Genomic DNA, 11,532 nt, shown 5'->3' on the forward strand with positions numbered 1-11,532 from the left:
ATGGGCGAAGGCGTCCAGTACAACCCGTGGGCATTCGGAATCGCTTTGCGAAGCCGCTAGGGCGTGGACTCATTAGCACGTAGCCAAATTCGGATTGATGCGAGTTTGACGAACGCAAGATAGTTGGCTGCGAGTTTGTCGTATCGGGTCGCGACACGCCGACATTGCTTGATCTTGTTGAAGAACCGTTCGATCAAATTGCGTGCGCGATACAGATACGCACTGAAGCAGATCGGGTCTTTGCGATTTCGTTTCGGCGGAATGTTCGCCCATGCTCCTTGCTGGCGGGCAAGCTCCCTTATCCAGTCGGCGTCGTAGCCGCGATCCGCGAGCAGTATCGTCTTGGGAAGCAATGCGCTGAGCAGAACCGAACACAGCCGGTTGTCATGCGCCTCACCGGGCGTAAGGGCGAGATGGACCGGCAGGCCATTGGTGTCCACCACCGCGTGAATCTTGCTGGTCAGGCCACCCCGTGAGCGACCCATATCTTCCTGATTGTTGTCCGCGATACAGGCTCCGTGCTGATGCACGCGCACTATGGAGGTGTCGATCAGTTGCACCGCCGCGTCATGACCGGCAGCCAGTGCGTCCATGATGTGGTCCCAGACGCCAGCCCGTCGCCACCGAACGAAGCGATTGTAACAGGTGGTGCGGGGACCGTAGTTCTCCGGCAGGTCGCGCCATGGCGCACCTGAACGCAGGACCCAAAAGATGCCATTGAGCACGCGACGGTCATTTACACGCCGAACACCACGCGGTTTGTCCGGCAGCATAGGTTTGATGGCGGTCCATTCGTAGTCGCTGAGTTCGTAGCGCATGATTCGAGGCTCCGGTTCGGAGCTTGAATCACGTCTTGGGCAGCGCCATCAACCCGCAATGCTCCCGTCACCATGTCGCTAATGCTCTGAATTGACTTCCGCTTTCGGCGGCGCAGCGGACGTGACCGGACCGCAGCCGGCTCGCCCCAGTCGCGATTGATCCAACCCAGACAATCCACTTTGAGCGTAACATCCTCTCCGCTACCGATTCTCAGCCGCTCAGGAAAAGTCTGATCTCTTCGAAAAATCGGTCGGAAGCCGGCTCATGCTCCAGAAACAGATGGTTCTGGCCCTCGAAGGCGATGAAGCGGGCGCCGGGAATCCCAGCGGCCAGTTGGCGGCCGGCTTCGATTGGAACCATGAGATCGCCCCGCGCATGCATGACAAGTGTCGGCACCTTCACGTCGGCGAGACGATGGGTGATATCGAAATCGCCCACAACATCGAAATATCTGGCAGCGCACTCGGGAGAGGTCGTCCTACGTTGCAGCTCGTTGAAAATATCCGCCTGCTCGTGAGTTCCCCCCGGGATGAATAGCCCGGTAAACATTTGCCGGAAGCTCGGATTGTCCGCGCCCCATCCGAGGCGCATCAAAGTCGTCATCGCATTGCGCCGTTCTTTTTCGGCCGGAGCGCGCTTCTTGCCGCCAAGCGCGAACCCGCCATAGAGAACAAGGTGCGACACGCGTTCCGGATACCGGACGGCATACGCAACCGAAATGGCGCAGCCCTGGGACATTCCGAGAAGCGGGAAACGCTGGACGCCGGCCGCGTCGACAATCGTTTCAAGGTCGCTCACCCAGGCGTCAAGCGAGAGCTCATCGACGTCCCAGTCGGACATGCCGTTGCCTCTTGCGTCATAACGGATCAGCGTGTGGTCACGCGACAACCCGCGAAAGACATGTCGCCAGATCGGGCTTTCCCAATCGTATTCAAGGTGATTCATCCAGTTTGCCGACTTCACCAGTATCGGCCCGCTGCCGGAGATCGCATAGGCGAGACGCACACCGTCAGGTGCCCGGCAATATTTGACCTTCTGGATAGCCTGCTCCGCGCGGTCGCGTTCAGGCGCCTCGTCCGATCGTCCCATTTGATCGATCGCAAATACCTCGACTGGCTTGGCGATGTTTTTCAGATTCCGGGAACCCAGTTTCCGAACTCTGAGCGCAAGTTTTCCGTCGACCTGATCGAACACTTGACGGGAAATGAAGATGCCGCCGGGCTCGGCGATTCCTTCCAGGCGGGCCGCCACGTTGACGCCATCGCCATAAATATCGCCGTCATCGATGATGATGTCGCCGACATTTATGCCGATGCGGAACTCGATGCGCTTCTCTTGTGCCACGGTCTCATTGCGCGCGATCATCCCGCGCTGGACGTCGACGGCACAGCGCACCGCGTCGACAACGCTCGCGAACTCCAGGAGCATGCCGTCGCCGGTGGTCTTCACGATCCGTCCGCGATGCTGTCTAATCTTGGGATCGATAAGGGCGCGCCGATGCGATTTCATATCCGCGAGCGTGCCTTCCTCGTCGGCCGCCATCAGCCGACTGTAGCCGGCGACATCGGCCGCGACGACCGCCATGAGCTGCCTTACCACGCGCTTGGTAGACACGGAGCGCCTCCACGATAAGCGGTCAACAGTTTACGCTGTTTCGGCTATCAGTACCATGGACACTGCCGCGATGCCTGCTCAAATTGCCTGCCGCAACGATCAGGGCGGGCTGGAACCAGCAATTGCTAGCCCTCGGCAATCGGTTGAGGGTTTGGACCGGACTGCGGTCGTGATGTCGGCTCGTGGCCCTTCGCGTCATTTAGCTGCGCTGCAGAATTTGGTCGCTATCGAGACATAGCGGACTCTGGCAAGCCGTGCGCTGGCAGATTTATGGGTTCACGGCCTAGCGCTGCCTGGGAACGATGTGGCCGATACTTGCAGCGAATCGACCAATGCGGGTGTTGTCATTCGGATGCGGCGGCATTGACCACAGTCGCAAGCTTGACCGCCATACTGCGAAGCGAGGGGCAGGTAAGGGGTCCAACGCCATGACGTTGGCCCATCCATAAGGGATCATTGTACCCTACCCAAATTTTTCCCGTGGCGTCCTGCCATACGAGCGCCTTGAGCGGCAGATCGATCGCTATGGTCGGGGCCTTCTGCATGAGCGGCGTCCCAGCTTGCGGGTTGCCGAAGATTAGGACTTCAGCGGGCCGCAGTTCTAAGTCGAATTGTGCTGCCGCTGCGGCGTGATCGATCCGTGCCACAATCGCCATTCCGTTTCCAACTGCCGACTCGCAAAGGCGATCCATGGACTCTTTGCAGTCGAACTTGCTTTCGCGCGCAATAAAGCCTTCCGGGGTCATACAAGTTCTCGTGAGCCGCTGCCGGCCTGCGACCACCGCCCCTCGACCTCGTTCATCTTTAGGGCAACCTCAGTTGGCGTTAGAATGCCCTTCCTGAAAAGGATGTTGGCGAACGCCACAATCCAACGCTCGTAGTAGCTGAGCTTGCCGATTACCTCGACTCCGAGGGCTTCGACGCCACAGCGTTTCTCCTCGGTGTTGATGATTTTGTGAAAATCGAGGACGTCTGCCAACGCATGGCAGCGCTTTTCCCAAGGCTCGAGGTCGTGGTCGATGCGCTGGATTGGGTCGGCCGGCAATCCACCGATATCATTTGGAAGGCGGCTCACAAGGTGTTGGGTGTCGGTCATGGTGCAACCTCACTGCTCAACTCTGACGGGGATCACGCCGATCATAGCGTCCCGCGTGACGAGATCGGCCAGCTGCTGCTCATCATAGTCATCGGTGCCATCCGGACGCATCGGCAGCACCAGGTAGCGGACAATCGCCGTCGAATCGCTGACCCGGACTTCGACGTCGTCCGGAATTTCTGTGCCGAATTCGGCAAGTACGGCGCGAGGCTCGGATACGGCGCGCGCTCTGTATGGCTTCAGCTTGTACCAGTCCGGCGGAAGCCCCAAGACCGGCCGAGGATAGCAGGAGCACAGCGTGCAGACGATCAGGTTGTGAACGCACGGTGTGTTTTCCAGCACGATGAGTGCGGTGTCGTCATAGAAGCTGATGCCGAGCTCCTCGCAGGCCGTGCGGCCGTTCTCCAGCAGGCGGGTCTTGAAAGACGGGTCTACCCAGGCGCGGGCGACGACCTTCGCCCCTAGCGCGGGGGTGCGCGAGTCGATGACTTCGATCTGGCGGCGGATCTCGTCGGCGCGGATCAGCTTGCGCTCTATTAGAAGCTCGCGCACAGCCGTTTCCATGATGTCGAAATAGCCTGGCGCTTCGCCCTGCGTGATTTCGGCGTGATCGTGATCGTGGTGGTGATCCTGTTCAGGGTCAGCCATCTTCATATCCTTTCCAGCCATGTCTCGAAGATTTCGATGCGCAATCCGTCTCTCGGTGAACCGGCATAGTCGGACCAGATCTCGGCCATAGGTATCGCCACGCGGTAATAATGCCGCTTCGACCCGGCGTTGCGGCCAAAGCCCTCTTCCTCGTTGTCGACTGCGGCCGGTTCGATCACGGCTTCGATCGACCCATGCTTGCCACGCAGATAGATCGGCACGCGGTAGTGGCCGATCGGCGCGCGCAAGAGTATCCGGACCCGATCTCCCGCTTTAAAAATGGGCGCCTCGCCGGTGGCGAGCACGACGTTGAAGTGTGCGGCCTGCAAAATTCCGCGCGTATTGGACATCTCTCGTCCCTTCGGCTTCCTGCGAGTATTGCCGCGGCCTAGCTGGCGCCCACAAAACGGAACGCGTTTCCGGTGCGGTCTGCATAGCCGACCCCGGGATATTCCCAGTGGTAGCCAAGCAGCTTCATCTTGTCGGTCGCCGCACGGTCGAGCAGCTTGAACCGGTTGCTGATCGCTAATTCCGGAAGCGTGTCATAGCCGAACTTCCAATCCGGATGTTCGAACGAGACGATCTGGTTGTTGGCCACGTCCGCCGTGATAAGCATTCCTTCGGCGCCTGCCAGTTCGAATGATAGGTGACCCGGCGTGTGGCCAGCCGTGTCAAGCACGCTCATTCCCGTAATCACGTCATCACCGGGCTTCAGCATCACCACACGGTCTTTGATCGCATTGAGGTCCCGCTGCGCCCCCTTTGCGAAATCATGCAGGGCATCGGGCATGTTGGTCAGATAATCCGGATCCATCCAGAAATTCCATTCGGATGCGCCGACAAGGTAAGTGGCATTCGGATATCGTAGGTCGCCACCTTCCACCAACGTTGCCCAAATGTGGTCTGGATGCGCATGGGTGAAGACCACCTTGGTGATAGCGGTAGGATCTATCGTTGCGTTCCTCAGGTCCTCCGCGAGATGGCCATCGGTCGGTTGATATTTGTGGCCCCCGCCGATATCGACGAGGATGAGATCGTTTCCCTTGCGCAGCAGTGGGATATTCGTCTTGGCGCGGACCACTCCGCCGGGAGCGTCTATGCGACCAAGGATCGCGGCTCGCTCTTCCGTCGGGATGTCGGGCACCAGAATCTCGCCAGGCACGGAGATGAATCCGTCGCTGAATACGGTGATATCGAAATCGCCATGCGCAAAACTGTATGCCGGCGCCGCGCGTGCCGCCTTTGGCAGCAGCGCCGATACGGCGAGCGCGCCGACGGTTCCCAGCACCTGCCGGCGAGTGAAGCGATCGAGGTCCATTTCAATCCCCTTCTCGTTGGTTGACGTGCGGCCGCAGCCTGACGCCAAGCTGTTACGGCGTGCCTGGCTTGGCCGGCACGTCGAATTTGACGGTCTTGCTGTCGATCACGTGATGCGTCGGGTCCGCCAGCTCGACCAGGACCTTGTGGGGACCAGGCTTCAGACCGACCACGATGATCGTCTCCCCGCTGGCGTCGACGAAATGCCAAGGCGCGTCATCCACGGTAATGTGGACGTGGCCGATGCGCGGCGAGACATCGAGGGCGCCTTTTCCGAACACCGGCACGACGCGCAGATTCTCGGCGCGGTACTGGATAAAGACGAGGCCGCGCGACAGCGGTTCGGTCAATGGCGGGTCGACGATGAGCTTTGGAGCTGGCTCGTTCTCGATGGCGATCAGCGGCGATGGACCCACAATATCCTTTGCCGTTTGCGCCGAGGCCCCTGTGGTTATCCCGATTGCTGCGGTCATGGAGATCAAGTCCTTCAAACTGAGCGTCATCGCGAAAATCCTTCGGCACAGCTATGGGAAGTCTATATTTGGGCCGACCCGCCATCGACGAACAACTCGGTCCCGGTCACGAAGCTGCTGTCACTTGAAGCCAGGAACAGCGCCGCACCCGCCGTTTCGTCCGGGTCGGCAAGTCGACCCAACGGCGTCGCAGCCCTTAGGGAGCCGAACATCTGGTCCCTTGCCGACCCGGCCGGGGCGAGGTCCGACAGGCCGGGCGTGAGGGTGGAGCCAGGAGAAAGGACGTTCACTCGAATGGCCCGGCCAGCGAGATCGAGGATCCAGCTTCGCGCGAAGTTGCGGATCGCGGCTTTGCTGGCGCTGTAGACGCTGAAATTCGGCGTTCCCGTGGTCCCAGTCGTCGACCCGACCAGAATGATCGAGGCGTCGTCTTTTAACAGAGGCAGCGCCTTCTGAACGGTGAAAAGCGTTCCTTTGACGTTGGTCCGGAAGGTGTTGTCGAAGTGCTCTTCGGTGATCGCACCGAGTGCAGCGAACTCACCGCCGCCTGCATTGGCGACGAGCACGTCAATCCTTCCGGCGTCGTCTCGGACGACGGCGTAGAGGCGGTCGAGATCGGCCATATCCGCCACATCTCCCTGGATGCCGCGCGAACCTTTGCCGACCGCGAGGACGGCAGCGTCCAGTTCCTTCTTCCTGCGGCCGGTGATGAAGACCCGGGCGCCTTCCATAGCAAACCGCCGGGCCGTCGCCAGGCCGATGCCGCTCGTCGCGCCGGTGATCACGGCGACCTTTCCGTCGAGTTTGCCCATGGCAACCTCCCTTTGCACGGCTTCAGTTACACGCCCTCGTAGACCAGCCGGGTGAAGAAAGCCGGGTCGATGACGAAATTGCCCCAGATAGGGTCGAAGGCGGCCGTCGGTTTGGCCGCGACAGCCTCGTCGCGCGTGCGACCTTCGGCCTTCAGTTTGGCGACGTTGTCCCTGATCCCGACAAGCATGTCGCGAAAGGCTTGGAGTTCGGCACGGTTGCTCACCGGTTGGCCGTGGCCGGGGATGATGATCGTCTTGTCAGTGGTCGCCGCGAGATTGGCGTCCGATGCCGCGATCATGCCGTCGATGCTGCCGCCGGTCGAGTAGTCGATGAAGGGGTAGATGCCATTCCAGAAAGTGTCGGCGACATGGATGATGTCGGCTTCGCCGAAGGTGACGGAAATGTCGCTGTCGGTGTGAGCAGGCCCATAGTACTTGAGCGCAATGGACGCGCCGTTGAGTTTCAGATCGTGGCTGTCGGAAAACACTTCAGTCGGCAGGCCGTCGGCGGCCAGCGGCAGGAAATTGTAGTCCCATTCTTCCACACGCTGGACCTGCGACAGATACTTACGGGTATTGTCCTGGGCAATAATCTTGGCACCCGCTGGACCTAGCCAGGAATTACCGTCGGCATGGTCGAAATGCCAGTGCGTGTTTATCAGGTGCGTTACGGGGTCGGCCGTGAGACCCTGCAGTGCCTTAGTCATCTGCGACCGCGAAACGGTGATTCCCGCATCCACGAGCACATTGCCATCCGGGCCGGTCAACACAGCGACGTTTCCACCAGACCCCTCCAGCACGCTGATGTTGTTGCGCAGTCGGTGAACCGTGATCGGCGAACCTGCGGCGCTGTCCTTGATAAGACTGACGATGCCACGGGCCTCGGCATAGGCCTGCCGTGGCGAAAGCCACCCGCTGGCAGACGCGGCGGCCCCGATGCAGCACATGCAGAAGCCGCGGCGGGTAAGGGAATTTTGGTGAGCGAACGACATGGTTTCTTCCTCTGACGATAATCTGAGGTTTTCTGAAGAAAGACGCGTTGCGGGCGAGATTCAGAAATTTCGGTAGAAGTCCGTGATCAGTTTGTGGCGACCTTTCGGTCAAGGAAATTCCGGATCAGCGGGCCCATCTCATCGAGCTTGTCTTCGAGCGCGAAATGCCCAGTGTCCAACATGTGAACCTCAGCTTCAGGAAGATCACGTAAGTACGGCCCGGCACCGTCCGCGGGAAAGATTTTGTCGTTCTTGCCCCACACGATCAGGGTCGGGGGTTTCTTGGTGCGGAAAAATTCCTGAAACTTCGGATAGAGCGGGACGTTGCTCCCGTAGTCGTGAAATAGATCAAGCTGAATATCTTTGTTCCCAGGACGATCGAGAAGGGCCTGATCATGCGCCCAATTATCAGGGTCAATGCGTGACAGGTCAGCTACACCATCGGTGTACTGAAACTTTGTGGTTTCTGGCGCGACGAGAAAATTAAGTGCTTCTCTGTGTTTGGCCGAGCCATCTGCCCAATAGGCCTTGATCGGATCCCAGAATTCCTTGAGGCCTTCCTCGTAGGCGTTGCCGTTCTGGACGATGAGCCCGGTCACGCGCTCGGGATGCTTGAGCGCCAGGCGGTAACCTACAGGTGCGCCGTAATCCATGACGTACATCGCGTAGCTCTTCGTGCCGAGCTGGCCGAGCAGGCCGTCGACAAGGTCGGCGTAGTGCCCGAACGTGTAGGCGAACCCCTTGTGATCGGGCGCGCCGCTCTGGCCGAACCCGGGATAGTCCGGGGCGATCACGTGGTAGCGGTCGGCCAGCAGCGGGATCAGGTTGCGGAACATGTGCGACGATGTCGGAAAGCCGTGCAGCAACAGGACCACAGGTCCAGCTGTCGGACCAGCTTCGCGGTAGAAAATGTCAACGCCCTCGACCTTAGCCGTGCGGAAGTGGACGGTAGGAACCGTCTGTTCGGCGGCATATCCGGACTGGAGGCCGATCGGCGGGGGCGCCGTCGATGCAAGCAAGACAGATGCGACCGCCAGTGCAACAACCCGGGAATTGAAACTCAACATCTTAGCTCCTTTGCCGGCATCGGCCGGAATTTGGGAAAAGGGGCGCTACGCGGTGGGGGGACGGCCGCGTAGCGCGGCTTCGGCCAATGCCGAGCGCGGCAGTTCAGGCCGAAGCGCGGATGAACGAGAGAAGCGCGGCGTTGATCTCGTCCTTCCGAGTGGTACACATGCCGTGCGGCGCTCCATTCAGAATCTTGAGCTGCGATCCCTTGACTAGCTTGGCCGTCAGCAGGGCCGAATCGGCGATTGGCACCAACTGGTCGTCCTCGCCGTGCAGGATTAGTGTCGGAACGTCGATCTTCTTCAGATCTCCCGTGAAGTCAGTTTCCGACTGTGCCTTGATGCCGAGATAAGAGGCTGGCATGCCGGCCATCATGCATTGCAGGACGAACTGGTCTCGAACACCCTCCGAAATCTTCGCACCCGGCCGGTTGTAGCCGTAGAAAGGCACCGAGAGCTCGGTCCAGAATGCCGACCGGTCCTCGTGGATTTTTGTGCGCAGTGCATCGAATGCTTCGATCGGGGCGCCCAGCGGGTTTGCTTCAGTCTTTAGCCGAAGCGGCGGTATCGCGCTGATTAGTACCAGCTTGGCGACGCGCTTGGTTCCGTGCCGACCAACATAGCGCGCTACTTCGCCGCCGCCCGTGGAATGGCCGATATGCACGACGTGCTTCAAGTCCAGCGCCGCAACCAGTTCAGCGAGATCGTCAGCATAGGTATCAATGTCGTTGCCTCGCCAAGGCTGGCTGGAACGGCCGTGGCCACGTCGGTCGGCGGCGATGGCCCGATAGCCATTTGAGGCCAAGAAGAACATCTGGTCTTCAAAAGCATCCGACGACAGCGGCCAGCCGTGGCTGAACACGACCGGCTGCCCGGTGCCCCAGTCCTTATAGTAGATACGCGTGCCGTCGCTGGTGGTCAGAAAGTTGCCGGACAGCGTTCCCTTGCGGCGTTCAGTGGCGGCTTCGGCGCTGTCCGCACCGGTCATGCCGGGCAGACCCAAGGCCGAGGCGGCAAGCAACCCAGTCGTTCCCATCAGAACGGTGCGGCGCGATGCCATGGCATGAGGCGAGTACAAAGTCTCTGTCACAGCTTTATCCTTTCGATTGTGCTTATCGCTTGGTGCCGGGGACCAGCATCGGCAGGCCGCCGTGCGGTCATGATTTGATGAAGGCGAGCAGCTCGTCGTTCACCCGATTCTTGAGCGTGGTGCACATGCCGTGCGGGGCGCCCTCGTAGACCACGAGTTTCGCGTTTTTGACGATCTTCGATGACAGCAGGGCGGAATCCGCGATCGGAACGATCTGGTCGTCGTCGCCGTGCAGGACGAGCGTCGGAACATCGATCCGCTTGAGGTCTTCCGTCAGGTCGGTTTCGGAAAACGCCTTGATACAGAAATAGGAGGCTGGGAAGCCCGCCATGATGCTCTGCAGCCAGAATGATTGCCGGACACCTTCCGAGACCTTCGCGCCGGGCCGGTTATAGCCATAGAAGGGCAGGCTGAGATCCTTCCAGAATTGCGATCGGTCGGCGACGACGGCGTCGCGCAGCTTGTCGAATGCCTCCATCGGCGTGCCGCCAGGGTTCTTGTCGGACTTGATCATTACCGGTGGGATCGCCCCGATCAGCGCAGCCTTGTGGACGCGCCCCGTACCGTGCCGGCCGATATAGCGCGTCACCTCGCCGCCGCCCGTCGAATGGCCGACGTGGACCGCCTTCTTCAGATCGAGCGCGGCGGTAAGTTCGGCGAGGTCGTCCGCATATGTGTCGAGGTCATTGCCCTGCCAGGGCTGGCTGGAACGGCCGTGGCCACGCCGGTCGTGTGCGATGCAGCGGTAACCACGCGAGGCCAGGAAGAACATTTGGTCCTCGAATGCGTCTGCGGTCAGCGGCCAACCGTGGCTAAATACGACTGGCTGCCCGGAACCCCAGTCTTTGTAGTAGATCTCCGTGCCGTCTTTGGTCTTGATCGTGCTCATTGTAAGTCCTCTCGTTTCGCACAATTTACGTAACGGAAGCTCGTTGATCCAATGAGTTTCCGAGAGAGGGCGTTAGAAGTTGTGAGATGGAGCGAAAACGAAAGGTTCCTTAATTTTGTAAGACACTGAACGCACGACGATGCTCTTCCGGGGTTACGCGCACTGCTGTCAGCTTAGGCAGCTTTAGCTTTCTCCGTGCCGGAAGCCGACGGTCCGAAATCGGCCCCAACGCTGCCGGACTGCAATGCGCCCAATATCGGTCGTCGAAGCCCATCTAAGAGTTCTCCAAAAGCGGACCTTGCGAGCGTTGGCGGTTTGGTCGGGGTTACGCCGACAGCAGCCATTCGCAAGGCCTTGAAATGAATGGCGGCAATAGCGACCGCCAGCTTCTGGTGACGCCGCTGGGCTCCGATTGTGAAAACTTGTCTCAAACCTTTAGCTCCAGCGCGCCGGTCGTTCGTCGAGACTCCAGATCGCGATGGGCCTGAGACGCTGCTGCAAGATCGTAGGGCCTTGGAGGCTCGACCTTGATAACGCCCAGTCGGAGCGCGGCAAAGAACCGGTTCAATTGCGGAGCGAGCTTTTGCGGTGTGTCCGTATAGTGGGCGTAGTTGGGCCGGGAAATCGTGACGGACTTCGAAGAGAACCGACCATGTCCCAGTTGCCGACTGGGCCTGAAGCCTGGCCAAAACTAACGAGATGGCCTCGTACCCCG

The 11,532-nt window shown here is 59.9% G+C and carries 14 protein-coding genes; all 14 read right to left on the reverse strand.

Going from position 1 to position 11,532, the window contains the following annotated elements; all coding sequences use genetic code 11:
• Positions 1-56 precede the first annotated feature (56 nt).
• The 14 genes from EB235_RS30665 to EB235_RS35315 all read right to left on the reverse strand — a co-directional run bounded on the left by EB235_RS30665 (position 57) and on the right by EB235_RS35315 (position 11,385).
• On the reverse strand, positions 57-818 hold the full coding sequence (locus EB235_RS30665) for an IS5 family transposase (RefSeq protein ID WP_032925978.1): 762 nt from the start codon (positions 816-818) through the stop codon (positions 57-59).
• A 211-nt stretch (positions 819-1,029) separates the two neighbouring features.
• Positions 1,030-2,433 carry an alpha/beta fold hydrolase gene (locus EB235_RS30670; protein ID WP_027033676.1) on the reverse strand — a complete coding sequence of 468 codons (1,404 nt, stop codon included), beginning with the start codon at positions 2,431-2,433 and terminating at the stop codon, positions 1,030-1,032.
• A 344-nt stretch (positions 2,434-2,777) separates the two neighbouring features.
• Positions 2,778-3,179: a DUF302 domain-containing protein gene (locus EB235_RS30675; protein ID WP_032925973.1), complete on the reverse strand. Its 402-nt coding sequence runs from the start codon at positions 3,177-3,179 to the stop codon at positions 2,778-2,780.
• The gene (locus EB235_RS30680) at positions 3,176-3,529 is read right to left on the reverse strand and encodes an SH3-like domain-containing protein (RefSeq protein ID WP_027033675.1); all 354 of its coding nucleotides are present in this window, start codon (positions 3,527-3,529) and stop codon (positions 3,176-3,178) included. Before EB235_RS30680 ends, EB235_RS30675 begins: the two co-directional genes overlap by 4 nt.
• A 9-nt stretch (positions 3,530-3,538) precedes the next feature.
• Entirely contained in the window at positions 3,539-4,177 is a 639-nt protein-coding gene (locus tag EB235_RS30685; RefSeq protein WP_027033674.1) for a nitrile hydratase subunit alpha, read from the reverse strand.
• 2 nt (positions 4,178-4,179) lie between these two features.
• Positions 4,180-4,527, reverse strand: coding sequence for an SH3-like domain-containing protein (locus tag EB235_RS30690; protein WP_051429782.1), 348 nt, complete (start codon positions 4,525-4,527; stop codon positions 4,180-4,182).
• A 38-nt stretch (positions 4,528-4,565) separates the two neighbouring features.
• On the reverse strand, positions 4,566-5,495 hold the full coding sequence (locus tag EB235_RS30695) for an MBL fold metallo-hydrolase (RefSeq protein ID WP_027033672.1): 930 nt from the start codon (positions 5,493-5,495) through the stop codon (positions 4,566-4,568).
• 52 nt (positions 5,496-5,547) lie between these two features.
• On the reverse strand, positions 5,548-5,967 hold the full coding sequence (locus tag EB235_RS30700; protein WP_171878161.1) for a DUF6130 family protein: 420 nt from the start codon (positions 5,965-5,967) through the stop codon (positions 5,548-5,550).
• Positions 5,968-6,029: 62 nt separating this feature from the next.
• Positions 6,030-6,779, reverse strand: a complete 750-nt coding sequence (locus EB235_RS30705; protein ID WP_027033670.1) for an SDR family NAD(P)-dependent oxidoreductase — start codon at positions 6,777-6,779, stop codon at positions 6,030-6,032.
• A gap of 26 nt (positions 6,780-6,805) precedes the next feature.
• Positions 6,806-7,771, reverse strand: a complete 966-nt coding sequence (locus tag EB235_RS30710) for an MBL fold metallo-hydrolase (protein ID WP_027033669.1) — start codon at positions 7,769-7,771, stop codon at positions 6,806-6,808.
• A gap of 86 nt (positions 7,772-7,857) precedes the next feature.
• Positions 7,858-8,838 (reverse strand): alpha/beta fold hydrolase, encoded by a 981-nt coding sequence (locus EB235_RS30715; protein WP_027033668.1) that lies wholly within the window; start codon positions 8,836-8,838, stop codon positions 7,858-7,860.
• Positions 8,839-8,941: 103 nt separating this feature from the next.
• Positions 8,942-9,898 (reverse strand): alpha/beta fold hydrolase, encoded by a 957-nt coding sequence (locus EB235_RS30720; protein WP_171878182.1) that lies wholly within the window; start codon positions 9,896-9,898, stop codon positions 8,942-8,944.
• Between the two features lie 97 nt (positions 9,899-9,995).
• Positions 9,996-10,817 (reverse strand): alpha/beta fold hydrolase, encoded by an 822-nt coding sequence (locus tag EB235_RS30725; protein WP_027033666.1) that lies wholly within the window; start codon positions 10,815-10,817, stop codon positions 9,996-9,998.
• A 427-nt stretch (positions 10,818-11,244) separates the two neighbouring features.
• Positions 11,245-11,385: a hypothetical protein gene (locus EB235_RS35315; protein WP_167334898.1), complete on the reverse strand. Its 141-nt coding sequence runs from the start codon at positions 11,383-11,385 to the stop codon at positions 11,245-11,247.
• Positions 11,386-11,532: the final 147 nt, after the last annotated feature.

Origin of the sequence: Mesorhizobium loti R88b, from assembly GCF_013170845.1 — a bacterium.
Taxonomy (GTDB): domain Bacteria; phylum Pseudomonadota; class Alphaproteobacteria; order Rhizobiales; family Rhizobiaceae; genus Mesorhizobium; species Mesorhizobium loti_B.

What these genes read in the sequence shown, in the direction of transcription:
- EB235_RS30690 (WP_051429782.1), bottom strand. Translation starts at nt 4,527, where the DNA reads ATGTCCAATACGCGCGGAATTTTGCAGGCCGCACACTTCAACGTCGTG.
- EB235_RS30715 (WP_027033668.1), bottom strand. Translation starts at nt 8,838, where the DNA reads ATGTTGAGTTTCAATTCCCGGGTTGTTGCACTGGCGGTCGCATCTGTC.
- EB235_RS30695 (WP_027033672.1), bottom strand. Translation starts at nt 5,495, where the DNA reads ATGGACCTCGATCGCTTCACTCGCCGGCAGGTGCTGGGAACCGTCGGC.
- EB235_RS30700 (WP_171878161.1), bottom strand. Translation starts at nt 5,967, where the DNA reads ATGACCGCAGCAATCGGGATAACCACAGGGGCCTCGGCGCAAACGGCA.
- EB235_RS30705 (WP_027033670.1), bottom strand. Translation starts at nt 6,779, where the DNA reads ATGGGCAAACTCGACGGAAAGGTCGCCGTGATCACCGGCGCGACGAGC.
- EB235_RS30680 (WP_027033675.1), bottom strand. Translation starts at nt 3,529, where the DNA reads ATGACCGACACCCAACACCTTGTGAGCCGCCTTCCAAATGATATCGGT.
- EB235_RS30725 (WP_027033666.1), bottom strand. Translation starts at nt 10,817, where the DNA reads ATGAGCACGATCAAGACCAAAGACGGCACGGAGATCTACTACAAAGAC.
- EB235_RS30675 (WP_032925973.1), bottom strand. Translation starts at nt 3,179, where the DNA reads ATGACCCCGGAAGGCTTTATTGCGCGCGAAAGCAAGTTCGACTGCAAA.
- EB235_RS30685 (WP_027033674.1), bottom strand. Translation starts at nt 4,177, where the DNA reads ATGGCTGACCCTGAACAGGATCACCACCACGATCACGATCACGCCGAA.
- EB235_RS30710 (WP_027033669.1), bottom strand. Translation starts at nt 7,771, where the DNA reads ATGTCGTTCGCTCACCAAAATTCCCTTACCCGCCGCGGCTTCTGCATG.
- EB235_RS30665 (WP_032925978.1), bottom strand. Translation starts at nt 818, where the DNA reads ATGCGCTACGAACTCAGCGACTACGAATGGACCGCCATCAAACCTATG.
- EB235_RS30720 (WP_171878182.1), bottom strand. Translation starts at nt 9,898, where the DNA reads ATGGCATCGCGCCGCACCGTTCTGATGGGAACGACTGGGTTGCTTGCC.